22 protein-coding genes and 2 pseudogenes are annotated in these 23,209 nt (G+C 72.4%); 18 read left to right on the top strand and 6 right to left on the bottom strand.

Annotation, left to right across the window (positions count from 1 at the left end; all coding sequences use genetic code 11):
* The first annotated feature begins 129 nt into the window (after positions 1-129).
* From AC07BF_RS30465 to AC07BF_RS30450, 4 genes are read left to right on the top strand one after another with little or no spacing between them, the layout of a single operon-like run.
* A complete protein-coding gene (locus AC07BF_RS30465; RefSeq protein WP_478334189.1) occupies positions 130-1,116 on the top strand; it encodes a FecCD family ABC transporter permease in 987 nt (328 codons plus the stop codon).
* A gap of 41 nt (positions 1,117-1,157) precedes the next feature.
* Complete coding sequence (locus AC07BF_RS30460) at positions 1,158-1,931, top strand: ABC transporter ATP-binding protein (RefSeq protein WP_363633184.1); 774 nt, start codon at positions 1,158-1,160, stop codon at positions 1,929-1,931.
* On the top strand, positions 1,928-2,671 hold the full coding sequence (locus AC07BF_RS30455) for a (2Fe-2S) ferredoxin domain-containing protein (RefSeq protein ID WP_363587964.1): 744 nt from the start codon (positions 1,928-1,930) through the stop codon (positions 2,669-2,671). The genes AC07BF_RS30460 and AC07BF_RS30455 overlap by 4 nt, the downstream gene beginning before the upstream one ends.
* Positions 2,672-2,692: 21 nt before the next feature.
* A complete protein-coding gene (locus AC07BF_RS30450) occupies positions 2,693-2,824 on the top strand; it encodes a hypothetical protein (protein ID WP_400808645.1) in 132 nt (43 codons plus the stop codon).
* Between the two features lie 139 nt (positions 2,825-2,963).
* On the opposite strand, the gene AC07BF_RS30445 is transcribed toward AC07BF_RS30450, so the two are convergent.
* Both AC07BF_RS30445 and AC07BF_RS30440 read right to left on the bottom strand, forming a co-directional pair.
* Positions 2,964-3,689: an alpha/beta hydrolase gene (locus AC07BF_RS30445; RefSeq protein WP_400987660.1), complete on the bottom strand. Its 726-nt coding sequence runs from the start codon at positions 3,687-3,689 to the stop codon at positions 2,964-2,966.
* Between the two features lie 201 nt (positions 3,690-3,890).
* Positions 3,891-4,073 carry a hypothetical protein gene (locus AC07BF_RS30440; protein WP_478334188.1) on the bottom strand — a complete coding sequence of 61 codons (183 nt, stop codon included), beginning with the start codon at positions 4,071-4,073 and terminating at the stop codon, positions 3,891-3,893.
* 1,398 nt (positions 4,074-5,471) lie between these two features.
* On the opposite strand from AC07BF_RS30440, the gene AC07BF_RS30435 reads away from it, so the two are divergent.
* The 5 genes from AC07BF_RS30435 (at position 5,472) to AC07BF_RS30415 (ending at position 9,429) form a co-directional block, all read left to right on the top strand.
* Positions 5,472-6,647, top strand: coding sequence for a protein-L-isoaspartate O-methyltransferase family protein (locus tag AC07BF_RS30435; protein ID WP_478334187.1), 1,176 nt, complete (start codon positions 5,472-5,474; stop codon positions 6,645-6,647).
* Positions 6,648-6,698: 51 nt separating this feature from the next.
* Complete coding sequence (locus tag AC07BF_RS30430; protein ID WP_363633172.1) at positions 6,699-7,247, top strand: hypothetical protein; 549 nt, start codon at positions 6,699-6,701, stop codon at positions 7,245-7,247.
* A 324-nt stretch (positions 7,248-7,571) separates the two neighbouring features.
* Positions 7,572-8,036 (top strand): hypothetical protein, encoded by a 465-nt coding sequence (locus AC07BF_RS30425; protein WP_363633170.1) that lies wholly within the window; start codon positions 7,572-7,574, stop codon positions 8,034-8,036.
* 39 nt (positions 8,037-8,075) lie between these two features.
* Positions 8,076-8,735, top strand: coding sequence for a WD40 repeat domain-containing protein (locus tag AC07BF_RS30420; protein WP_363633168.1), 660 nt, complete (start codon positions 8,076-8,078; stop codon positions 8,733-8,735).
* Positions 8,728-9,429, top strand: a complete 702-nt coding sequence (locus AC07BF_RS30415) for a hypothetical protein (RefSeq protein ID WP_363633208.1) — start codon at positions 8,728-8,730, stop codon at positions 9,427-9,429. Before AC07BF_RS30420 ends, AC07BF_RS30415 begins: the two co-directional genes overlap by 8 nt.
* A gap of 199 nt (positions 9,430-9,628) precedes the next feature.
* On the opposite strand, the pseudogene AC07BF_RS30410 reads toward AC07BF_RS30415, so the two are convergent.
* Together AC07BF_RS30410 and AC07BF_RS30405 are read right to left on the bottom strand one after the other, a co-directional pair.
* A pseudogene (locus tag AC07BF_RS30410) lies at positions 9,629-9,771 on the bottom strand (SDR family NAD(P)-dependent oxidoreductase); the annotation flags it as partial.
* Positions 9,772-9,818: 47 nt separating this feature from the next.
* The gene (locus AC07BF_RS30405) at positions 9,819-10,871 is read right to left on the bottom strand and encodes an ATP-binding cassette domain-containing protein (RefSeq protein WP_363633166.1); all 1,053 of its coding nucleotides are present in this window, start codon (positions 10,869-10,871) and stop codon (positions 9,819-9,821) included.
* A gap of 358 nt (positions 10,872-11,229) precedes the next feature.
* On the opposite strand from AC07BF_RS30405, the gene AC07BF_RS30400 reads away from it, so the two are divergent.
* The 4 genes from AC07BF_RS30400 (at position 11,230) to AC07BF_RS30385 (ending at position 17,440) form a co-directional block, all read left to right on the top strand.
* Complete coding sequence (locus AC07BF_RS30400) at positions 11,230-11,673, top strand: pyridoxamine 5'-phosphate oxidase family protein (protein ID WP_363587946.1); 444 nt, start codon at positions 11,230-11,232, stop codon at positions 11,671-11,673.
* Between the two features lie 44 nt (positions 11,674-11,717).
* Entirely contained in the window at positions 11,718-14,813 is a 3,096-nt protein-coding gene (locus AC07BF_RS30395) for an amino acid adenylation domain-containing protein (RefSeq protein ID WP_478334186.1), read from the top strand.
* On the top strand, positions 14,810-16,048 hold the full coding sequence (locus AC07BF_RS30390; protein WP_478334185.1) for a cytochrome P450: 1,239 nt from the start codon (positions 14,810-14,812) through the stop codon (positions 16,046-16,048). Before AC07BF_RS30395 ends, AC07BF_RS30390 begins: the two co-directional genes overlap by 4 nt.
* An 87-nt stretch (positions 16,049-16,135) precedes the next feature.
* On the top strand, positions 16,136-17,440 hold the full coding sequence (locus AC07BF_RS30385) for a cytochrome P450 (RefSeq protein WP_478334184.1): 1,305 nt from the start codon (positions 16,136-16,138) through the stop codon (positions 17,438-17,440).
* A gap of 273 nt (positions 17,441-17,713) precedes the next feature.
* On the opposite strand, the gene AC07BF_RS30380 is transcribed toward AC07BF_RS30385, so the two are convergent.
* Positions 17,714-18,325, bottom strand: a complete 612-nt coding sequence (locus tag AC07BF_RS30380) for a TetR/AcrR family transcriptional regulator (protein WP_400987654.1) — start codon at positions 18,323-18,325, stop codon at positions 17,714-17,716.
* 138 nt (positions 18,326-18,463) lie between these two features.
* Between AC07BF_RS30380 and AC07BF_RS30375 the strand changes: the two genes are divergently transcribed.
* The 5 genes and pseudogenes from AC07BF_RS30375 to AC07BF_RS30355 all read left to right on the top strand — a co-directional run bounded on the left by AC07BF_RS30375 (position 18,464) and on the right by AC07BF_RS30355 (position 22,863).
* Positions 18,464-19,645, top strand: a complete 1,182-nt coding sequence (locus AC07BF_RS30375; RefSeq protein WP_400987652.1) for an FAD-dependent monooxygenase — start codon at positions 18,464-18,466, stop codon at positions 19,643-19,645.
* Between the two features lie 46 nt (positions 19,646-19,691).
* Positions 19,692-19,964: pseudogene (locus AC07BF_RS30370) on the top strand (ISL3 family transposase); the annotation flags it as partial.
* Between the two features lie 207 nt (positions 19,965-20,171).
* Positions 20,172-20,825, top strand: a complete 654-nt coding sequence (locus AC07BF_RS30365) for a hypothetical protein (RefSeq protein WP_478318654.1) — start codon at positions 20,172-20,174, stop codon at positions 20,823-20,825.
* Positions 20,711-21,379, top strand: coding sequence for an ATP-binding protein (locus AC07BF_RS30360; protein ID WP_478318685.1), 669 nt, complete (start codon positions 20,711-20,713; stop codon positions 21,377-21,379). The genes AC07BF_RS30365 and AC07BF_RS30360 overlap by 115 nt, the downstream gene beginning before the upstream one ends.
* A 266-nt stretch (positions 21,380-21,645) precedes the next feature.
* Positions 21,646-22,863 (top strand): alpha/beta hydrolase family protein, encoded by a 1,218-nt coding sequence (locus AC07BF_RS30355; RefSeq protein WP_478318652.1) that lies wholly within the window; start codon positions 21,646-21,648, stop codon positions 22,861-22,863.
* A gap of 28 nt (positions 22,864-22,891) precedes the next feature.
* On the opposite strand, the gene AC07BF_RS30350 is transcribed toward AC07BF_RS30355, so the two are convergent.
* Positions 22,892-23,044 carry a hypothetical protein gene (locus tag AC07BF_RS30350; RefSeq protein ID WP_363587930.1) on the bottom strand — a complete coding sequence of 51 codons (153 nt, stop codon included), beginning with the start codon at positions 23,042-23,044 and terminating at the stop codon, positions 22,892-22,894.
* Positions 23,045-23,209 lie beyond the last annotated feature (165 nt).

The raw sequence follows: 23,209 nt of genomic DNA, 5'->3' as shown, positions 1-23,209 counted from the left end.
CGTCCCCCCCCCCCCCCCCCCCCCCCCCCCCCCCCCCCCCCCCCCCCCCCCCCCCCCCCCCCCCCCCCCCCCCCCCCCCCCCCCCCCCCCCCGGCCCTGGCCATCGGTGCGGCCCTGCTCCTGGCCACCGTGCTCCTCGGCCTCGCCGTGGGCTCGCAACACGAGCCGGTCCGGACGGTGATCGACGTCGTGGTGCGCCGTCTCGGGCTGGGCAACCCGCACGTGACGCTGCTGGACGACCAGATCGTCTGGCAGTTGCGGCTGCCCCGGGTTCTGGGAGCGGCTGCCACCGGCGCCGGCCTCGCGGTCTGCGGCGCGGTGTTGCAGACGCTGACCGGGAACGACCTGGCCGATCCCTTCCTGCTCGGGATCTCGGACGGAGCCGCCGCCGGCGCGGTCACCGTGATCGTCCTCGGCGTCGGCGTGACCGGCGCCGTGGGCACCGGCGCGGTGTCCACGGCGGCCTTCGCCGGTGCCCTGCTAGCCGCCGTCGTCGTCCTGGCACTGGCCGGCGCGCGCACCCGGTCGCTACCGACCACCCGGACCGTGCTCGCCGGCATCGCGGTGGGACAGATGTGCGGGGCCTACACCTCGTTCGTCGTGCTGGTCCTCGGGGACCGCAACGCGGCGCGCGGTGTCATGGAGTGGACGCTGGGCTCGGTCGCCGGCGTGCGGTGGCCCACCGCCGTCTTCCTGACCGCGGTCGCGCTGGCCGGTGTCACGGTCCTGGCCTCCTCGGCCCGCGACCTGGACGCCTTCGCGTTCGGCGAGACCGCCGCCCGCTCCCTCGGCGTCCACGTCGAGCGCACCCGTTGGGTCCTCGTCGCCACCGCCGCGCTGGTAACCGCGTGCCTGGTCGCCCACACCGGCGTCATCGGGTTCCTCGGCCTGGTCGTACCGCATGTCGTCCGTCTCGTCTGCGGCCCGCGCCACGCCCTCCTGCTGCCCGTGTCGGCACTGGTGGGCGCGTCCCTCCTGGTGGGCAGCGACATCGTGGCGCGCTCGGTCCTCCCCGACCGGGAGATCCCCGTCGGCGTCATCACGGCCGGGCTCGGAGCGCCCTTCTTCGCCTGGCTGCTGTGGCGCCAGGGGCGGGCCGACGGGAGGGGGCAGTGACGGTGACGCCCCCCGCCGAGCTGCGCACGGAGGGACTTCGTGTGAGCATCGGCGGAGCCACGCTGCTGGACGCGGTCTCGCTCGCGTTCGCCCCCGGCCGGATCACGGGCCTGCTCGGACCCAACGGCGCCGGGAAGACCACCTTGCTGCGCGCGGTCGCCGGACTGACCCGGCCGAGCGAGGGTCGGGTCCTCCTGGACGGAGAGGATCTCCACGCACTCACGGCCCGCCGACGAGCACGACAGGTGGCCTTCATGGAGCAGCAGGCGGACACCCGGCTGTCGCTGCCGGTCCGTCAGGTCATCGATCTCGGCCGCACGCCGCACCGCAGCCGCTGGCCCGTGCCGGCGAACTCCGCCACCGACGCCCACGAGCGGTCCGTGTTCGCCGCAGCCGTGGCCGCAGCCGACGTCGGCCACCTGCTCGACCGGTCCTGGCCGACGCTGTCGGGTGGCGAGCGGCAGCGGGTCCAGCTCGCGCGGGCACTGGTGCAGGAGCCCGGCGTGCTCCTGCTCGACGAGCCCACCAACCACCTCGACCTACGCCACCAACTCGGCTTCCTCGGCACCGTACGCGGGCTGGGCATCACCACGGTAGCCGCGCTGCACGACCTCGAACTCGCCGCCGCCTACTGCGACGAGGTCGCCGTCCTGCTCGACAGCCGACTGGTCGCCCACGGGCCCAGCTCCGACGTGCTCACCTCGCCGACGATCGCGCACGTCTACGGCGTCGACGTCACCGTGGAACGACACCCCCGGCACGACAGACCGCACATCCGGTGGAACGGACTGCTTCCCGAAGGGACAACACCATGACCCGCCCCGTCCCGGGCGCGCTCGCCCGCCGCAGTGCCACGCTCCTGGTCGGCATGTCGATGGGGGAAGCCGTCCGCCGTGACGAACTCCTCCGGACAGCGGCGTCGCACCAGGCCTCGATCGCGTTCCTGCAGCAGGCAGACCCTTCCCTGTCGGCCGAGCTGACCAGGCTGGCCGACGCGGGCGCCGAGACCGTGGTCGTGATCGGCGTCCGCCTCGCGGCGTCCGGCCCGGCCCAGTCCTGGCTACGGCGGATCGCGGCGTACTGGTGGCGCGAGCGCGCGGGCCACCGTCCCGAACTCCTCGTCGCGACCCGCCTCGCCGACTCGCCGGACGCGGTCCCCGCAGTGGCCGCGGTGACGAGGGCCATCACCGGCCAGGAGCCCGGCCTCACGTCCGCGGCCTGGGAGGAAGTCCCCGGCCACCGGCACCAGGTCCTGGTGTGCCGCGGCCCGCGTTGCGCGGCCAAGGGCGCGGAGGAGGGACTACGCGCCCTGGTACAGAAACTGACCGAGCACGGCCTCGGCGACGACGACGTGCTCGTCACCCAGACGGGGTGCCAGTTCCCCTGCAACCAGGCCCCCGTCGCCAGCGTGCAGCCGGACGACATCTGGTACGGGAAGATCGACCCGGCTGTCGCCGGCCGCATCGTCACCGAGCACCTCGCCGGCGGACGACCGGTCGAGTCCCACCGACTCCCACGCCACAGGAAGGAGCAGGCGGACCACCACGACGGCTGATCGCGACCACGAGGCTCAAGCTTGAGCCCGTGCCCCGCCCCGCTGCCGACAGCACCAAGCGGCGGCATCGAAGCCACCCTCCACCCCTACCGCAACCAGATCAGGGCCATCGACGAGCAGATGACCGAAGCCCTCAAGGACGACCAGCAGTAGACCCACAGCGAGCTTGACCTGCGACGAAGCCCCACCCGCGCGGCCGGCTCACCACGGAGTTGCCCGATCTCCCCCGGATCCACGCCGACCCGATGCCCGACCCGCAGACCGAGATCACCTCCGGTCAACGATGTACTACTCAGGCGAGCTTGAGGAGCAGTTCACTCAGTTCCCTCGGCATGGTGATCATGCAGTCGTGGCCGGTCGGCAGCTCCCAGACCTGCGCGGCGGAGCCGTTGGGCTGGATCGGGGGGACGGGGCGGCGGGTGATGCCCGGCGGCGTGGGGCCGACGTTGTGGATGTGCGTGCGCGGGATCGCGTCCGCAGCCGGGTTGTCCAGTCGCACGGGTTGCCGAAGGCAGCGCACCGTCTGGTCCGTGAGCGTCTCGCGCAGCCAGGCCACGTCCGCCGGGTCCGTGACGCCGAACAGGCCGAGGGGCGCGGGCAGCTCGGGCATCGGGGGGACGCGCCAGCCGCTCTCGGACTTCTCGGCGAGCTCGATCATCCGCCGCCCCACGGGTTGGACGTCGACCGCGGACTCGCCGTCCTGCGGGACCAGCGCGTCGAGGTAGACGAGGTGTGCGATGCGCTCCGGGATCCGGTTGGCCACGGAGGAGATCACCAGCCCCGCGTAGCTGTGGCCGACGAGGACGACGTCGTCGAGGTCCTGCTCGGCGACCAGCCCGACCACGTCGTCGACGTGCGTGTCGAGTCCCACCTCCGGTCCGAGCAGGTGCGCCTTGTCCCCGCAGCCGGTCAGGGACGGCGCGAACACCCGGTGCCCGTACGCCTCCAGCAGCGGCACCACCCGCTCCCAGCAGCGCCCGCTGTGCCAACTACCGTGTATCAGAAGGAATGTGGACATGAGTGAGAGCCCTTTCCCCTTTCGCGCCCCGGTACAGTCCGAGCACGAAAGACATGCTGCTGCACCCGACGAGGTACAGGCAACAGGACACTTCTCGGCGCCGTTGCTCACCCGGCCGGTGGTCACGTACTGCCCCATCGAGGACTACCGGGACGTGCTGCGCTCGGTACGGCCGACGGCACTGCTCTGGCCACCGCGGTTCTACGAGAAGGTGAGCCAGTCCCACCACAGCACGACAAGGAGGCGCCTCCGGGCCGCTTCCTCGTAGAACCCGCGTAGCGCGCCGAAGTGGGCCAGCAGGTACTCCGTCGGATCGCCGATGAACCCGTGGCCGAATGTGGAGCCCGCACCACTGTCCACGACCGAACGGAGGATCGCTTGCATGTCGATCTCCCCGAGCCGCGTCGACACCTGGGCGACGTCGGCTGGGTGGAGGGCTGTCGGAGTGGAGTCGCTGAAGAAGGCAATCGCATGCTGGTTCGATCGGTGCGACGGATGATCCGGTTGCCGATCATCCTGAGATTGTGTCGCAGTGGCCGCCAACGCGACCCTGAAACGGGTTCACGCTGACCGGGGCCGGGACAAGCCTCAGGGGCCGTCCCGCCCGTCGCCCGGCGCTGCTGGTGGCGTCGTAGGAGGGCTGGGCGAAGCGGTAGGAGGGACGGTCGCCGGACCGCGGGCGATGCGGTAGGAGGGACGGTCGCCGGACCGCGGGCGATGCGGGCGCGGCCGTCGTACGGCAGGACGATGAGGTACTGCTGGTCGGTGTCCTCGACGCGGGCCAGCGTGAGGGAGGTGCCGGCCGCCGCGAGTGCCTCGGCGGCCGGGCCGGCCTCCTCCGTCATCCGGTCGAGCCGCGCGTAGGACCGAGTGAGGTCGCGTGCCGGGCCGGTGCCCCAGTATGCGATCCGCGCGCCCCGGCGCAGCGCGGCCAGCAGGTCCGTCCGCAGCGGCCCGTCGTCGGCTTCCTGGAGGAGCAGGTCGTGCAGGCGTTCCTGCCCGCACGGCCGCGTCGGCGCCGCCTCGGCCAGCGCCCGGCACTTCCGGCACGAGGCCAGGTCCTGCGGCTGGAAGTGGTGCAGGAAGAACGACAGGTACCGGCCACGAATCCCGCACAGGGTCCGCCCCCTGTCCCCGGCGTGCCAGACACCGGGCACACCGTGGACCCCGGCGGCGGGGAACTCGGCCGGCTCACGCGCCGCCGCGAACGACCAGGCCCCACCCGGCGCTTCGGTAGCAGGAGAGTCGATCATGCTAGGCAGCATCCCACGCGGCCGGCGATCTGAGCGAGAGCCGGTCCCGAACCCGGACTGGAGGATGCCGCCGCACACCGGGCACCAGTCCCGCTGCCCAGCGAGGCCACCGTTCCTCGCGGGCCTGTTCCGCCAGCAGCATGAGAGCGATGACAGGTGCGGCCCACTGCCGCTGACGACTTGCCGCAACCCGGCGGGCTCCGTCGCCGTACTTCCGGTGCGGCGAGGCGCCCGGCGGGAGCTGTCTGCGGCACGGCGGGCTCCGGTTCTGCCCGTACCTGGCCGCGCTCCCGGGATGCGCGCGCCCGAGACCCGCACGCCCTCGAAGTGCGACCGCACGCCGTCTACCGGCCGGCGCCGGGCTGCGCCAGGATGGTCGGCCAGTCAGCGTGTACGCGGAAGGAAGGGGGAGCAGCATGGGCGATCACCAGAAGCCGCCGGCGCCGCTTGAGAAGGGGAGCCCGCCGCCGGGCAACCAGGACGGGCAGGTGCCTCCCGCGCCGCCGTCGGGCGGGAAGCACAAGAAGTCGTGAGCCCCGACGCCGATCTGGTGGAGCGTCGGGTGCGCATGGACGCGGCGATGGAGCAAGGCGGGGCGTGGCCCCAGGACTCGCCGTGGTTGCGGGAGGCCATGGCCGCGCTGCCGCGCGACCTGTTCGCACCGGATCGGCTGTGGCGCTGGGACGATCGCGCCTACGTGGCGATGGACCGCGCCACTGATGCGGCCGGGTGGGCCGACGAGCTGTACGGCGACGTCAACGCCGCGGCGATCACCCAGGTCACCGACGGTCTGCCGTCCTCCAGCCTGTCCGCGCCCGGCGTGGTGGCGGACATGCTGGACAGCCTCATGCTGGAGCCCGGGCACACGGTGTGGGACGTCGGCGGCGGGCAGGGCTGGACCTGTGCTCTGGCGGCCTGGCAGGCCGGACCCGGCCGGGTGGTGTCGACCGAGGTCGACGAGCAGCTGGCGGCGTTCGCCCGCGAGCGCCTGGCGGCCGCGGGGGTCGGCGCCGAGGTGCTGGCCGGCGACGCCACCCACGCGGGGCCGCTCGGCGGCGCCAGGGTCGACCGGCTCCACGCCACCTACGCCGTCGAGGCCGTCCCGTGGGACTGGGTGGAGGCGACGAAGCCGGGCGGCCGGATCGTCTACCCCTGGGGCAGGCTCGGCCACGTCGCCCTCACCGTTGCCGACGACGGACGCAGCGCGACGGGCTGGGTGCAGGGCCTGGCGCAGTTCATGGCCGACCGGTGCGGGCCGGCTCCGACGCGCGGTGACCACGCCACGTACACGGCGGTGCGCGGTGGTGGCGAGCCCGAGGTGCGGCGGGTGGTGGAACGCGATCCGGCGCCGCTGGCCGACGACTGGCACCTGCGCTTCGCGGTGCGCGTCGCCGTCCCGGACGCCGTCGTTCTGACGGGACGGGACGAGGACGGTGTCAACGTCTGGTTCCACGACGGCGACCGCTCGTGGGCGGCGCTGTCCACGGACGGTGGTGGGGGCGCGGTGCTGTTCCAGGGCGGGCCGCGGCGGATCGGCGACGAGGTGATGACCGCCTGGTCCCAGTGGGAGGCGCTCGGGTCGCCGGACCTGTACGACTACGGGATCACCGTCACCCCCGAGGAACAGTGGGCGTGGCAGGGCGGCCCGGGCGGCCCCCGCTGGCCTGTCGCGCAGGTCTCCCCGGTCGTCCCGGTCGGACGCTGACCGGGGAGGCCGGCCGAGCGGTCAGTCGTTCAGTGGTACAGGCTGGTGTCCATGGACACCGCCTCGACAAGTGAACCGGCCGAAGACCTCAGCGTGTTGACGCTCGACCAGCTCACCGCGTTCGCCGAGCGTCCTGGTCGGCATCGTGGCGAGCTGGAGGGCGTCCGGGAGATCAGCGCCCTGCACGCGTACCGCTCCGAGGATGGTGCCGGACCGGCGGAGCGCAGGCAATGGGCGAAGCTGTCGCTGCGGGTCAACGCGCGCCTGCACGGCGACGGCTCCTGGGGACAGGCACGCATGGCCCAGAACGACTTCATGCTCCGGGCGTGGATCATCGACCACCTCGGTCCCGACGCCCAGGACCCCGACTGGGACCCTGACGTTCTCGCCGCCGACACCCTCGCCGAGCTCGCCCTGAGTCCTGCGGAGGCCGGCGCTCTGGGCGCCCGGTGGCGGGCCCTGCCTGCCGAGCAGATCGGTGAGCTACGCCGTCTGAAGAATCTGACCGGCCACCTCGACCTGATCATCGGACACCTACGCCCTGGTCGCAGTCGCGACGAGCTTCAGGAATGGCTGGCCGTCCGGCCGCTTCTCCCCTGATCCGGGTGGCTGGCCGTCCGACGGCGTGTCGGCTGGTGTCAGCGTCAAGGGCTGTCCGCTCGACCTGTAGGTAGCGGAGAGAAGTCCAACGGATCCTGGCGGGGATGGAATTGATTCGCGAAGATCCCTTCCGCCTCCCGGTCAAATCTGACAGCATCGTCGGTCATCCGGTGATCGGTCGGCGGTGATCCGAACGCCGACGTGCCCCTCAGCCTTGTCCGTCCGCGGCTGATCCGCGCACGGACCGGATCGATGAACGTGTCCGGTGGACTCCACCGTAGGAGGTAGAAAGGCGGTCGCCCGGCCGCATCACGTGGAGGAGATGTGACCACCGAAGCCGGCATCCCGGGGCCCGCCCTCCGCCCCGCGCGCTGGGTCCGCGCCAGGCTGCGCGCGAGCCCGCTGGCGGCCCTGTTCACGGCGGCCCTCGTGCTCGTCACCGTCTTCCTGGCGGCGGCCTTCCCCCGGATCGCGGACCGGAACGCGGACGCGGCGCTCGGGGACTACGTGAGCCACCGGGGCATCTATCCGACCAGCCTGCACGCCACCTCCCGAACCCGACCGACCGACACCGCCGACGGCCTCGACGCCGTGCAGCGGGAGCTCGTCGCGCGGGTCGGCAGGGAGCTCCCGCTCTCCCGGGCGGGCCTGGCCCACGGCACCCGCACCGCGTTCAACGACATGGACAACCCGGGGTACGCACGGCTCGCCGAGGAGACCGCCCCGGGACTCTCCCTTGCCTACCTGCACGGCCTTGCTAACCGCGTGACCCTCACCGACGGCACGTAGCCGGGCAAGGCGCGCCCCGCCGCCGGCCCGCTGCCCTGGGTGGCCATCCACCACAGGTCGGTGCTGGCGTTCAGCCCCGACGGACGAACCATCGCGACCGGCAGCCTGGATGCCACCGTCATGCTCTGGGACACCAGCAGACCGGCCGAAACACACCGCCTCGGCCAGCCCCTGACCGGTCACAACAGTGGGGTGCGAGCGCTGGCCTTCAGCCCGGACGACCACACCCTCGTATCCGGGAGCGCCGACCGCACGGTGATCGTCTGGGAGGTGACCAACCCGGTCCAGCCCTACAACCTCGGCGGTACCAGCACCCGGACCGGCGCAATCACCGCGGTCGCCGTCACCCCGGACGGGAAGACTCTCCCGCCCGGCGCCGAGGACAAGATCGTCAACGTCAACGACCTCGGCGCACTCGACGAACTGCGTAACCACGCCCGTACGCTGGCGTGCACACGGGCGGGCGGGGGTCTCTCCGCCTCGGGCTGGAGGACCTACGTCCCGGGTTTGAGCTACCGACAGACCCCGCCCCCGGCCGGGCGGCCGGCCCATGCGGCCGGGAGCCGTTCGTCGGCACCCTGGCATATTCCGTGGACTTCGGCTGATACTGCCAATGGTCGGGCACCCGTGGCGCACCTCTGTCAGCCTGCGGATCGCCCGGTTCGCGTACGGGTCCGCAGAAAGGCGCATCGTGACTGACACCCCGACAGTTCCGCTGTCCACCGGGCTTCCTGGTGACCCTGATCGGCTGCACCTCACCATAACCTGCGAGATCGGCCCGGTCCTGGCAGCCGGTGAACGCTCGCAGACCTACCGATTGCTCGCCCGCTACCCGCAGGAACGGGATGCCGCCGAGATCCGGCGTCCCCCGAACGACGGTCTCAGCCAAGTCGCCCTATTGGGTCTCTGCCAGATCCCCATGGACAGCGGGTCGGTGAGCACGGCGCTCCTGGCCGACCTGGAGAACACAATCCCGCGCGGGTCGGAGGTGATCAGCGCGGTTCACCGGGATGCGCTCACAAACCAGAACGACCGGTCCGAGTTCACCACGGTGCTGCGCAAGATGCTCGGACAAGGGCCGTACGGCGACCTCGGAAACCTCCTCATCGTCAACGAGTTCACGTTCGACGACGGCTGGGACGATCCCGGTCTCGGCGTGCTGCTGCTGGGCGAGCTCGTGGCACGCGCCGGCAGCGGGCCCTGCGTGGTGGCCACCGCGCCGAAATTCCTGAACGGCGCCCAGGGATACCAGCGGACCCTCGCCGTGCTGAGCGCCGCAGGCTTCCGCCCGCTGCGCGGGCACACGACGATCGTCGAGCCGTCCGGCCTTCCGGCGTTCTCCGGACCGGCCGGGACGGCGTTGATCCGCCTCCGCCGCGCCTCGGGCGGCTGATCGTCGGCGCCGGCTGATCGCTTCCCGGCCAGCAGGCCGCGGATCCAGGCGGTGAAGTGGGACCACCGCAGGCTCCTCCCCCTCCTCCCCCTCCTCCCCCGGCGCGGACCGGCGCGGACCGGCGCAGCCAGCTCTGCGGCCACGGCTTTACGTTCGTAGTCGTCCGCGAGTTCGGCGGCCGCAGCCTGTCTCTCGGCTTCCACGGCCTCGTCCAGCTCGGCCTTGCGCCGGCCGGCGAGAGTAGACGGTGGCACCTTCGGCGGCGAACCGACGGACGACGGCGAGACCGATCCCGGCCGAGCCCCCGGTCACCACGGCGACCTTCCCATCCAGCTGTCCCATGGTTTCCACTCCCTTGACCATCACTGCTTCGACCATCACTGGAGTTACTACTTCCGGTGGGAGCGCCGAAGCCCCCGCCGGGAGTTCCCACGGGCGTTCCGTGCCCACCGGCGCCGCCCGGCCCCGGAAGCCGTCCGAGGCGGCTTTCCCAGCTCGTTCTCCTCGGCCGCGTGGCCGGTGAGGAAGAGAAAGACGTCGTCGAGGGTGGGCCTGCGCAGGCCGATGTCGTCGATGAGGACGCCCAGCCCGTCCAGCTCGCGGATGACGTCGGCGAGCACCCGGGCGCCCCCGTCCACCGGCACGAGGATTCGCCGGGTGTGCTGCTCCACGCTGAGCGGGCCCCCACCGTACGGGGTGAGCGCCGCGACGGCCGCACCGATCTGCTCGCGGTCGTGGACCACCACCTCCACCCGCTCGCCGCCGGTCCTGGTCTTGAGGTCGTCGGCGGATCCGCGTGCGATCACCCGGCCGTGGTCGACCACGACGATGTCGTGCGCCAGCCGGTCGGCCTCCTCCAGGTACTGGGTGGTGAGCAGCAGGGTGGTGCCCTCCGCCGCCAGCATCTCAATGACCTCCCACAGCGCCAGCCGGTTGCGCGGGTCCAGACCGGTGGTGGGCTCGTCGAGGAACATCACCGGGGGCCGCACCACCAGCGCGGCCGCCAGGTCGAGCCGGCGGCGCATGCCACCGGAGTAGGTCCTGGCCGGCCGGTCGGCCGCCTCGTCGAGGTCGAACCACTCCAGCAGCTCCCGGGCGCGCGCCTTGGCGTCCCTGCTCCGCATCTGGTAGAGCTCGCCGACCATCTGGAGGTTCTCCCGGCCGGTGAGGTACTCGTCGACCGCCGCGTACTGGCCGCAGAGGCCCAGCAGGCTGCGGACCCGGCCGGGGTGCTTGAGCACGTCCACCCCCGCCACGTGGGCGCTGCCCGCGTCGGGCCGCACCAGGGTGGTGAGCACCCGTACCGTGGTGCTCTTGCCGGCGCCGTTGGGGCCGAGCAGGCCCAGCACCGTCCCCTCCGGCACGTCCAGGTCGACCCCGTCCAGGGCCCGTACGTCGCCGAAGTCCTTCACCAGGCCCTCGGCCCGGATGGCCGCCCTCATGTGCCCCTCCTTCTCCTGGAACCAGCCGGGAACCACCTGACGGCCGGCACTGGCAGGATCCCCCCGCAGCGCCCGCCGTGCTCTTCGGCGGGGGAGCGGAGGCACCGCGTGCGCGGCCGCCGGGATGCGAGCCACCCGGGTGTGGTGGAAACGTGGAAGGGAGAGCCCGGCCCGGCCCTGGCCGCCCCACCGGGTTCCCGAAGGCCGTGTGCACCGGACGAGAAGGACCGAGGACCCGCACGGACCTGCGGCGGTCACACGCCGGCCGCCCCGAGGCCCCGCCGGCTCACGCTCCCTTGCGCGAATCGATACCGGATGCGGCTCCTGCCGAATCGAGGCGGTACCAGTGGATCTCAGGATGTCGGTCGAAGCCCGGGAGGCGTTCCTCGCAAGCCCGCACGTGGGAATCCTGGGGGTGGACGACGCGCGCGACGGCGGCGGACCGCTGCTCGTCCCGCTCTGGTACTCCTACCGGCCCGGCGGGCTGGTGACGATCCAGACCGGGCGGACGACGCTGAAGGCTCGGCTCATCCGCAGCGCGGGCCGGTTCAGCCTCTGCGCGCAGGTCGAGTCGGCGCCCTACCGCTACGTCAGCGTGGAGGGGCCGGTGGTGGCCGTCGAGGACCCGCTGCCGCCAGCCGCACGCGAGGAGCTGGCCTGCCGGTATCTGGACGCGGACACGGCGGCGGCGTACCTGGACGCCAACCGGCGGCAGCTGGCCGACGACGTCCTCATCCGCATGAGGCCCGAGAGATGGCGGACCGCCGACTTCGCCGCCTTCGCCAAGGAGTTCGAACCGTAGCCACCCGCGCGCGGTCCGTGTGCGGCAGAGAGCGTGACGTCCCGATGAACACCCGAACAACGACGCATCAGGAGACGGCCGAGCACGCCGCGGCGGTGCCGTATCCACGCGATCGCTGCCTCCACGAGCTGTTCGACGCCCGGGCGGTGCACCGCCCGCGGGCCATCGCCTCCGTACAGCACGGCCGCGGCATCAGTTACGGCGAACTCAAGCTCCGCTCCGACGCGGTGGCGGCCCGGCTGCACGACTCCGGCGTGCGGTACGGCGACACGGTCGGGGTGTGCGGGGCCCGCTCTCCGGAGGCGCTGGTCGCGTTCCTGGGCATCCTCAAGACCGGTGCGGCCTACGTCCCGCTCGACGACGCCTCACCACCCGCGCGTCTGCAGGCGATGGCCGAGGACGCGGGGGTGCACACCGTCGTCACGCTGCCCGGCAGCTCCCGCCGTATCCGGCGCGTGCGTTCCCGCATCGACCTGGGTGGCCTGGCCCCGACCACCCCGGCCGCCCCGGCCGCGGTGCCGCAGGCCCGGGTGCTCCCCGCGGACTGCGCCTACGTGATGTTCACCTCCGGCTCGACCGGCCGCCCCAAACCCGTGGCGATCCCGCACCGCGGAATCGTCCGGCTGGCCGCCTCCGACCTGGTCCGGCAGCGGCCGCGGCCCGGTGAGCGGGTTCTGCACGCCTACGACCTCTCCTCGGACGCCTCCACGATCGAGATCTGGCCCGCGCTGCTCGCCGGCGCCTGCATCGTGATCGCCGACCAGGAGGAACTGCTGTCGCCGACCGCCCTGGAATCGCTGCTGCTCTCCGAGCGGGTCAGCATCGCCTACCTGACCACCGGGGTGTTCCACCACATCGCGCGCACCAGGCCCTCGGCGCTGCGGTCCCTGCGGTTCGCCTCGGCCGGAGGCGAGGCGATGGACGCGGAACTGGCCCGCGCGATACTGGCCGCCTGCCCGGACACCACCGTGGTCAACTTCTACGGCCCGACCGAGAACAGCGTGGTGTCCACCGCACACGCGCTGCACGACCTGCCTCCCGAGGCGACGGCCGTGCCGATCGGCCTCCCCCTGGAGAACTCCACCTGCCACGTGCTGTGCCCGGACGGCACGCTCGCCGACACCGGCGAGGAAGGCGAGCTCCTCGTCGGCGGGGACGGGCTCGCCCTGGGGTACCTCGGCGACCCCGGGCTGACCGCCGAGCGCTTCGTCGACGACCTCGTCGAGCCCGGTACGCGCCTCTACCGCACCGGTGACCGCGTGGTCCGGCGCCCGGACGGCGTACTGGAGTACCGGGCCCGGGTGGACCGGCAGATCAAACTGCGCGGGCACCGCATCGAGCCGGACGAGGTGGAGGCGCGGCTGCGCGCGGACGACGCGGTGGGCGAGGCCGTCGTCGAACGGGAGGGCGACGCCCTGATCGGGTACGTGACCCCGGCCCGCCCCGGCCAGGCACTGACCCTGGACCGCATCCGCAGCGGTCTCGCCGCCTGGCTGCCCGCACCCGCGGTGCCCGCGCGGCTGGTGGAACTCGCGCGCTTCCCGGTGACGGCCGGGGGCAAGGTCGACCGCGCCCGGCTGCGCAGCCTGGCGGCGACCGGGCAGGCGGCCGTCCCGGCGACGGTGAACGGCACCGCGTCCGGCCCGCAGGACACGGTGGCCCGGATCTGGCAGGTGGTGCTGGGTGTGCACCCGGCGCCGGGCGACAGCTTCTTCGACATCGGCGGCGACTCCCTGCTGGCAGCCGAGGCCGTCACCCGTACGCTGGCCGCCTTCGGCCTCGACGCCCGGCACGGCCGCACCCTCGTCCACAGCCTGCTGCGCTCCCCGACACTGGAGGACTTCACCGCCGCCGTCGCCGCCGTCCAGGGCCCGCACGGCAGGGTGAACGCCGACGCGGGCCCGGTGGACTTCCGCGCCGAGGCACGGCTGGGCTTCACCCTCCCGCAACCGCGCGGGCCGGAGCCGGACTGGCACCACCCCGCGGAGGTGCTGCTCACCGGCGCCTCCGGCTTCGTCGGCGCCTTCCTTCTGGACGCGCTACTGCGCCGCACCGACGCCCGGGTGTGCTGCCCGGTGCGAAGCCGGGCCCCCGCCCACGCCCGGCAGAAGGTGATGCGCAACCTCGCCCGCTTCGGCCTCGCCACCCCCGAAGCCGCCGACCGCGTCGTGTGCCTCCCCGCCGACCTCGCCGAGCCCGGCCTCGGACTGGAGCCGGGCCGCGCCGACGAACTCGCCGACACCGTCGACCTGGTGATCCACTCGGCCGCGCAGGTCAACTTCATCTATCCGTACGACGCGCTGCGCCGCACCAACGTGGAAGGCACCAGGGAGCTCATCCGACTGGCGGCCGGGCGCCGGGTGCCGGTGCACTTCCTCTCCACCATCGCGGTGCTCGCCGGCTTCGGAACCGCCGGCGTACGGCACGTCGACGAGGACCTGCCGCTCGACCACGCCGACGGGCTCACCATGGGCTACGCCGAGAGCAAGTGGGTCGCCGAGGAGGTGCTGCGCGACGCCGCGGACCAGGACCAGGGCCTGCCGGTGGCGGTCTACCGTCCGTACGAGATCACCGGCGACCGGCACACCGGCGCGTGCAACACCGACACCGCGATCTGCTCGCTGTTCAAGACCATCAGCGAGACCGGGCTCGCCCCCGACATCCGGCTGCCGCTGGACTTCGTCCCGGTGGACTTCCTCTCCGACGCCCTGGTGCACATCGCCACCACCCACCGCGCCACGCGCCGGACCTACCACATGACCAACCCCCGCGCCGCGAGCCTGTGCGACATGCTCGACCGGATGGACAGGGCCGGCCACCGGATCTCCCGCCTCCCCTACGAGGAGTGGGTGGGCGAGCTCGTCCGCCACGTCGCGCAGCACCCCACGAGCCCCACGGCCCCGTTCGTCTCGCTGTGCGTGGACCGCTGCAAGCAGGCCGACATGTCCGTCAAGGAGATGTACTTCGAGGGCACCTTCCCGACCGTCGGGCGGGCCAACGTCGAGCACGACCTGGCCACCTCGGGCCTGCACTGCCCTCCCGTCGACGCGGAGCTGCTGGACCGCTACCTGGAGTACTTCTACACCACCGGTTACATCGAACGCCCCTGCCCCCGCCACCCGGAAGGGGCGCACTCATGAGCGCACGGCCGCCCGGTGCGCGGGGGCCCGGCGCCGAGCCGGACGTCCTGGACTTCCCGCTCCCGCCGCCGGGCACCATGGGGCCGCCCGAGGAGTCCGCGCGGCTGCGCGAGAACTGCCCCCTGGCCAGGGTCAGGCTGCCGATGGACGCGACCGCCTGGTACGCCACCCGGCACGAGGACGTCCGGATGCTCTTCGCGGACCCCCGGCTGATCAGGCCGACCATCAACGACTGGCCGCCGCGTCCCGGGCAACCCGCGGACGACGGGCCGCGCCTGGTCACGATCGCCGAGCTCGACGGCCCCCGGCACGCGGCCCTGCGCCGGGCGCTGGCCGAGCCGTTCAGCTCCCGGGCCGTGCGCGACCACCTGCCGCGCATCCGCGGGCTGGCCGGGCGACTGCTGCGGGCGTTCGAGGACGACGGCCCGCCCGGCGACCTGGTCGCCGGCTTCACCGACCCCTTCCCCCTGCTCGTGCTCTGCGACCTGGTCGGCATCCCCTTCGAGGACCGGGACCGGTTCCTCCCGGTGCTGGACGCGGCCCTCGGCGGCATGGTGACCTCGCAGGAGGGGCGCCGGGTCACCGGCCTGCTGCGCGAGTACGTCGCCGCACTGATCGCCCGGAAGCGGGACCGGCCCGGCGACGACGTCCTGACCCGGCTGGTCCGCCGGTGCGACGACGGCGAGCTGACCCACGACGACGTGATGGCCTTCGGGCTGTCCATGCTCACCGTCGGCTTCGGCATCAGCAGCTTCTTCCTGGCCGACACCGTGCACACCCTGCTCGACCGGCCTGGCCTGTGGGCCCGCCTGCGCGACGACCGGGAGCTGATGCCCGGCGCGGTGGAGGAGTTCCTGCGCTACATGCCGGTGATGAACGGCACCGTGATCCTCCTGGCGACCGAGGACATCGAACTGCACGGGCGGACGATCCGCGAGGGCGACGCCGTCATCCCCGTACCGGCCTCCGCCAACCGCGACGAGCGGGTGTTCGCCGACGCCGACCGGCTCGACCTGGACCGGGCCGGCGCGACCACGGGCCGCGGGGGCCACCTCGCCTTCGGACGAGGAGCCCACAACTGCCTCGGCGCCCACCTGGCCCGCGCCGAACTGTCCGCGGGAGTCGAGGCGTTGCTCGACCACTTCCCGCGGCTGCGCCTCGCCGAAGGACAGGAACCCGCCTGGGACGACGAATCCGTGACCAAGTCACCGCTGATCCTCCCGGTCAGCTGGTGAGACCCGACCGGCCACCTCGCACGCGATCACCTCGCACGCGACCACCTCCCACGCGACCACCTCGTACGCGACCAGGGAGCACCGCCAGTGAGCAGCTCACCGCCGCAACCCGCCGCCGACCCGCCCGCCATCGACCTGCCCGCCATCGACCTGCCCCTCCCGCCGCCGGGCACCATGGGCCCGCCCACGCAGTACGGGTGGCTGCGCCGGGAGTGCCCGCTCACGGAGGTCCGGCTGCCGATCGGCGCCACCGCCTGGTACGCCACCCGCTACGAGGACGTCCGGAACCTGATCGCGGACCCCCGGCTGATCCGGCCGACCATCAACGACTGGCCGCCCCGACCTGACCGGGCCGCCGACGACGAGCCGGGCCTGATCACGATGATGGAACTGAACGGCCCCCGCCACGAGGCCCTGCGCCGCGCTCTGGCCGAGCCGTTCAGCGTCCGTTCCGTCCGGCGCCGGCTGCCGCGACTGCGCCGGTCGGCCGATGGGCTGCTGGACGACTTCACGGCCGCCGGGCAGCCCGGCGACCTGGTCGGCGGCTTCCTGGAGCCCTTCCCGCTGCTGGCCATGTGCGAGCTGGTGGGCATTCCCTACGAGGACCGCGAGTACTTCCTGCCCAGGGCGGACGCCGCCCTCGGGGCGATGGTCACCCTGGACGAGGGCCGCGAGGTCACCTCCGAACTGCGCGAGTACATCGCGTCACTGCTCGACCGCAAGCGGCGCGAGCCCGCCGACGACGTCCTCACCGGGCTGGTCCACACGTGCGGGCCCGGCACCCTGGACGGGGAGAGCGCGGTGACCTTCGGGCTCTCGATGCTGGTCGCCGGCTACCGCACGAGCACCATGTTCCTGGCCGACGCCGTGGTGGCCCTGCTGACCGCGCCCGACCGGTACGCCCGGCTCCGCGACGACCGCGGCCTCATACCCGGCGCGGTGGAGGAACTCCTGCGGTACATACCGGTCATGAACGGCGTCGTGGTCCTCCAGGCCGTCGAGGACATCGAGTTGCACGACCGCAGGATCCGCGCGGGCGACGCCGTTCTGCCCGTCCTCGCCTCGGCCAACCGCGACGAGCGGGTGTTCACCGACGCCGACCGGCTCGACCTGTGCCGGGCGGAGAACCCGCACCTCGCCTTCGGCCGGGGTGCACACAACTGCATCGGCGCGCACCTGGCCCGGGCCCAGATGGCCGTGGGACTGGAAGCCCTGCTCGACCGCTTCCCGCGACTGCGCCTCGCCGAAGGACAGGAACCCGCCTGGGACGACGAATCCCCGAGCAAGTCACCGCTCACCCTCCCCGTCAGCTGGCACGTCACCACCGCTGCCGCTCAAGGGGTCGGCGATCCACCGGAACGACCGCGAAGCCACCGGCCCCCACCGCCGTGAGGACACCGCCGAACGTTGCGCTCACCGCCGTGGTCTGCGGCATCACCCAGTCAGAGTAGAAGATCGCAAGGAGCCCATCGAGCTTGGGCTCGACGGCGACCTCCCGACCGGGCCGGTCCGGGATCATCTCCAGTGCCATTCGCACCCCCGCACCCCTCTGCCGTTCATTCAGCTCATGGGACTCGATCGAAGATCCTCGCCTCACGCTAGCCCTTGGGCCGCTGCCGCGGTTCAGGAATCTTGTGTCCGCGACGGTCGATCGGTCCCGGCCGGTCAGGCCCGGTCGAGCAGTCCCCGGTCGAGCAGTGCGGCGAGGTAGCGTGCGACCTCGCCGCGCAGTTCCTCCGGTGTCGGCACGTGCCAGTGCCCGCTGCCCGCTGCGCCGTTGAACAGCAGCCCGTCGCACCAGCGGATCAGCCGTTGGGCGTCGGCCACGGGGTCGGCCGAGCCGCTCCGCGCCAGCAGGGCGGCAGCGGTGTCGGTGAAGCGCGCACCCAGCCGGTCGTAGCCGGCGCGCAGTTCGGGCCGGCGGGTGGCTTCCAGGGCGAGTTCGAGGCGGGCCAGCGTGAGGCTGCGCCCGGTGGTGAGCGCCTCGTGCAGCAACTCGGCCACTCCCTGGGCGAGCAGGTTGCGCGGGCAGGCGTCCGGCGGGGGCCCGCCGGCCATGAGCGGGTGGCCTCCGGCCTCGCGTTCGACGATGCGGGTGAGGGCGAGGTCGAGCAGGGCGGCCCTGGTCCGGGCGAGGTTCGAGGTCGAGCCGGCGGGCAGTCCGGCCTCCTCGTCCACTGCGCGGTGGGTCAGCCCGCGCAGGCCGCGCTCGGCGATCAGGGCGATGGCGGCGTCGGCGATCAGCGTCGGGCGCGGCGGTGTCATGGATCCGATCACGGCCTCTCTCCTCAGGGGGTCTCGACCCGGGGCGGGCCCGAACCCCATTCACGTCAACACTAGCCCATCCCAACTACAGGTGTAGTACGGTGCGGGAAGTGGTCACTACAGCCGTAGTGTCGGGAGAGGGGTTCACTCATGGACGCGTATCAGGCGATCGTCATCGGCGGCGGCATCGGCGGACTCTCCGCCGCCCTCGCCCTCCACCGCCAGGGCATCCCCGTGACCGTCCACGAGCGCGCCGCCTCGCTCGAACCCGTCGGCGCCGGACTCGCCCTCGCCCCCAACGCCCTACGCGCCCTCGACCGGCTCGGCGTCGGCGAACGCCTGCGCGCCCTCGCCACCGCACATCCCGCCATCGGCCTGCGCCACCCCTCCGGACGCTGGCTCGCCCGCACCGACACCGCCACCTTCGAGGCCCGCTTCGGCGAGACGATCACCGCCGTCGCCCGCGCCGACGTCATCGCCGCCCTGGTCGACGCCCTTCCGGACGGCACCGTCCGCACCAACTCGCCCGCCGCCCTCGTCACCCCCGGAGGCACCACCGAACCAGCCGTCGTCTCGACCCCCGACGGGAACCGGCCCGCCGCCCTGGTGGTCGCCGCCGACGGCCTCCGCTCCGCCACCCGCGCGCAGCTCTTCCCGCAGCACCCCGGCCCCCGCTACAGCGGCTTCACCACCTGGCGCACCATCGTGTCCCCCACCCGCCGGCCGGATGCCGTGGGCGAGGTCTGGGGACGCGGACAGCTCGCCGGCGTCGTCCCGCTCGCCGACGGCCGGGTCTACGTGTACGGCGCCGCCCTCGCCCCGGCCGGCGCCCGCGCCGCCGACGGCGACGAGAAGGCCGAGCTCCTGCGCAGGTACGGCACCTGGTGCGCGCCCGTGCCCCAACTCCTCGCGCTCGCGGAACCCGGGCGCGTCCTGCGCCACGACGTCTGGGACCTCTCCGACCCCCTGCCCGCCTACCACCAGGGCCGGGTCGCCCTCCTCGGCGACGCCGCCCACGCCATGTGCCCCTTCCAGGGCCAGGGCGCCTGCCAGGCCGTCGAGGACGCCGTCGTCCTCGCCTCCGCCCTGACCCCCGCCGCGGACCCGGCCACCAGCCTCCCCGCCTACACCGCCGCACGCCTCCCGCGCACCACCGCCATCGTCACCGGCTCCCGCCGCATCGGCGGCCTCGTCGCCCTCCGCACCCCCGCCGCCACCCGCCTGCGCGACGCCGCCCTCACCCTCGCCGGCCTCCTCCCGGCCCGCACCCTGCTCAACCGCTCCGCCCGGACGTACAACTGGCAGCCCCCGGCCCTCGACGCGACCGCCTGAGCACGGATCGCCCTCCACTGCCCGGGGTCGGCCGTCCGTACCGGGAGATTGTCCGGTGCCGTGCCCGATGTACGGACGGCCGACGGGGCAGGTGCACGCCTTCCACGGGCGGGTGGTCGCGGACGTGCCGGTGGACGGGCGGCAGGTCGTCGCAGCCGTGCGGGTCCGGCGCACGGTCTGCCCGGGCCGGGGCTGCCCGCGGCAGACGTTCCGCGAGCAGCTTCCCGGCCTGATCGAGCGCTATCAGCAGCGCACGCGCCGTCTCGCCGACCAACTTCGACTCGCTGGCCGGCCGTCGCGCCGGCCGGGCCGTCGGCTACCCGCGGTTCGAGAAGAAGGGCCGGGCCCGGGCAGAGAAGGTGGGTGTTTTTACCGGGGTGAAATAGAGCCACGGCTTCGGGGTGAATGGGAGCCAGGGGTTCTCCGGTGAGATCGGGAGCCAACCGATGTGATGGTGTGGAGCATGCCGCTTTCGGAGTAATCGTGGAGGCTTGCGCCGTCTGGCCGTCACGCTGTGCTGGAGCCGGTGAAGGGCTCTATCGACGCGATGCTGCGCGAGGACCTGGACGCTCCGGCGAAGCAGAAGCACACGATCCCGCGGATCATGGAGCGTCTGGCTGCGGAGCACGACTTCGAGTTGGCCCGTTCGACCACGGTCTGGGACTACGTGTCCAAGCGACGCCCGCAGATCCGCGCGGAGGCTCTGGAGGGCCGGCGGCATCTCGATGGCATGGTGCCGCAGGCGAAGAGGCCGTGCGAGGAGGCGGAGGTCGCCTTCGCGGACTTCTGGCTGGACCTGGCCGGGCAGCGGCGCAAGTGCGTGCTGTTCACGCTGCGGCTTTCCTACTCGGGCAAGGCGGTGCACCGGGTCTACGCGACAGCGTCCCAGGAGGCGTTCCTGGAAGGCCACGTCGAGGCGTTCACCGTGCTGGGCGGGGTGCCGTCGGTGCACATCCGCTACGACAACTTGAAGCCGGCGGTCAAGCAGGTGCTGTTCGGCCGCTCCAGGCTGGAGTCAGCGCGGTGGGCGTCGTTCAAGTCCTGGTACCAGTTCTCCGCGTTCTACTGTGCGCCCGGCGAGGACGGTGCCCACGAGAAGGGCGGGGGGAGCACGAGGGCGGGCGGTTCCGCCGCAAACACCTGGTCCCGCCGCCTGCGGTCGACTCGCAGGCGGAGCTGAACGAGCGTCTAGCCGCGATCGACTTCTCCAAGAACCCGAACATCACCCCCGAGGTCGTCGCGGACCTGAAGTCCCCGACCTGGGTCCGCGAAGGCCGGCCTCTGGTGTTGATCGGCGACTCCGGCACCGGCAAGTCCCACCTGCTGATCGGCATCGGCACCGCCATCGCCGAGACCGGCCTGTCGGTGCGCTACACCACCACCAGCGCGCTGGTGAACGAGCTCGCCGAAGCCGACGCCAGCCGCCGCCTGTCCTCTGTCATCGCCCGCTACAGCAAGATCGACCTTTTGTGCCTGGACGAGTTCGGCTACCTCAACCTTGACCGCAAGGGAGCCAAACTGCTGTTCCAGATCTTCACCGAGCGTGAGGAGCGCAAGGCCACCGCGGTCGCCACGAACTCACCCTTCACCGGATGGGACAAGACCTTCGGCGACGCCCGCCTCTGCGCGGCCATCGCCGACCGGATCACCTTCCGCTGCACCCTGATCCAGACCGGCACCGAGTCCTACCGCTACCAGGCCACCCAGGAATCCCTCTTCCCAGCCAAGAACTGACGCACTGTTGGACGAATCTCTGCGTGAGCACGTAGGCGGGGTCGGCGTCACCGGGGGTGGACATGAGAGTGGGCAGGGGCTGGGTGGGCAGCGGTCGACAACATCGCCTGACAGTCCCTCATCGCCGCCTTCACCCAGGAGAACGGCATCGTCGACGCGCCTCTCTTGTCCGACTACAGAATCAGCAACCGTGGCACTGGTGCCACCATGGATTCGGGTGCCAGGCTCATGGCAGACCCCCGTCGAGGTGTCCTAGCGTCGATCCCATGAAACGCAATCGCCGTATCAGCGCTGTCGCGGTGCTGACGCTCGCCGCCCTCATCACCGGAACCGGCGCCGGGTTCGCCGCCACGACCACACCGTCGGCCACACCGGTGGCCACGCACGCGTTCGACACCGCACCGGCCACGGCCACGGCCACGGCCACCGCGTCCACGCCGTCCTTCCACGGCACGCTCCCCGCGCCGACCGGCCCCTACGCCGCCGGCGAGGACATCATCCACCTCACCGACACGAGCCGCCTCGACCCGTGGGTGCCGTCGTCCGGCCCCCGCCAACTGACCGTCACGATGGTCTACCCGGCCGTCCCCGGGACCGGGACTCCGGCCCCTTACATGACCCTCGCCGAGGCAGCCGGAATCACCGAGCGCCGGAAGATACCGGCGAGCTACGGCGTCACCCCGCAGACCCTTTCCAGCGTCACCACTCACGCCTTCGACGGCGCGCGGCCGCAACGCGGCAAGCATCCGCTGGTGGTCCTCTCAGCCGCGGCCGAGAACCCGCGCATGATGCTCACCTCGCTCGCGACCGACCTGGCCAGTCAGGGCTACGTCGTCGCGCTCATCGGCCACACCTACGAGGACAGCGGCGAGACGCTGGCGAACGGCCAGACGCCGCCGTGCGCGATCTGCGATCACCCGGAAACGATCGACTTCGACGCCGAAGCTGTCAGCCGCGGGCGGGACGTGTCCTTCGTGATCGACCAGTTGACGCACGGCAACACCGCGTGGCGCCTGGCACACCTCATCGACAAGCACGAGATCGGCATGGCCGGACACTCCCTCGGCGGAGCGGCGGCGGCCGCCACGATGATCGCCGACCCGCGAGTACGGGCCGGAGTGGACATGGACGGCGCCTTCCACCCGGTCCCGATGCCCGGCCAGATCAACCGGCCCTTCCTCATGCTGGGTAGCGACGGCCACACGCCCGGCAGCGGCGACGGCATCGCGGGGCGGGCCTGGGCCGCCCTCGGCGGCTACAAGAAGTGGCTGACGGTCGTCGGCGCCGACCACTTCAGCTTCTCCGACCTGGACGTGCTTCAGGAGCAGGCCGGGCTCCCGACGGGGCCCCTCTCCCCGGAACGCGGGGTGGCGATCACCCGCGAGTACGTGACGGCGTTCTTCGACCAGACGCTGAAGGGGATCCACAGTCCGCTGCTGGACGGCCCCTCGCCGAACAATCCGGAAGTAGCCTTCCAGTCCTAGTCCAGCGCCGCGTTGATCCTTCGGGGGTTCATGCGGCTTTGAGCGGGCTGCCGTCGTAGGTCCGGCGGTAGGGCTTGGCGTCGTGTTCGTCGTAGGCCAAGACGAAGGTGTCGATGGCCTCGGCCAGTTCGTCGCGGGAGGCGAACTGGCGCTGATCACCAGCGCGTTCGCACCGGGGCATAGTGCCTGTTCCACCGGGCCCGCTCTACCTGCCGGCGGCCAGCAGAAGCCGACCTACCGACCCGAGATCCTGTCCGCCCACAGGCCAAGATCAAGATCTACAGCTGGTACTAGGTTCACCATGAGATCGGGTACAGGTTTCATGGCACGGTCCTCCTGCGGTGCC

The organism is Kitasatospora sp. NPDC043950 (genome assembly GCF_056435345.1).
Note: the sequence above shows the minus strand (reverse complement) of the source record. Positions and strands in the feature narration are given on the sequence as shown.

Excerpts from the sequence above, each read along its gene's own strand:
- AC07BF_RS30355 (WP_478318652.1), top strand. The coding sequence starts at position 21,646 with ATGAAACGCAATCGCCGTATCAGCGCTGTCGCGGTGCTGACGCTCGCC.
- AC07BF_RS30455 (WP_363587964.1), top strand. The coding sequence starts at position 1,928 with ATGACCCGCCCCGTCCCGGGCGCGCTCGCCCGCCGCAGTGCCACGCTC.
- AC07BF_RS30390 (WP_478334185.1), top strand. The coding sequence starts at position 14,810 with ATGAGCGCACGGCCGCCCGGTGCGCGGGGGCCCGGCGCCGAGCCGGAC.
- AC07BF_RS30375 (WP_400987652.1), top strand. The coding sequence starts at position 18,464 with ATGGACGCGTATCAGGCGATCGTCATCGGCGGCGGCATCGGCGGACTC.
- AC07BF_RS30350 (WP_363587930.1), bottom strand. The coding sequence starts at position 23,044 with ATGCCCCGGTGCGAACGCGCTGGTGATCAGCGCCAGTTCGCCTCCCGC.
- AC07BF_RS30440 (WP_478334188.1), bottom strand. The coding sequence starts at position 4,073 with ATGCAAGCGATCCTCCGTTCGGTCGTGGACAGTGGTGCGGGCTCCACA.
- AC07BF_RS30430 (WP_363633172.1), top strand. The coding sequence starts at position 6,699 with ATGGACACCGCCTCGACAAGTGAACCGGCCGAAGACCTCAGCGTGTTG.
- AC07BF_RS30445 (WP_400987660.1), bottom strand. The coding sequence starts at position 3,689 with ATGTCCACATTCCTTCTGATACACGGTAGTTGGCACAGCGGGCGCTGC.
- AC07BF_RS30395 (WP_478334186.1), top strand. The coding sequence starts at position 11,718 with ATGAACACCCGAACAACGACGCATCAGGAGACGGCCGAGCACGCCGCG.
- AC07BF_RS30400 (WP_363587946.1), top strand. The coding sequence starts at position 11,230 with ATGTCGGTCGAAGCCCGGGAGGCGTTCCTCGCAAGCCCGCACGTGGGA.
- AC07BF_RS30405 (WP_363633166.1), bottom strand. The coding sequence starts at position 10,871 with ATGAGGGCGGCCATCCGGGCCGAGGGCCTGGTGAAGGACTTCGGCGAC.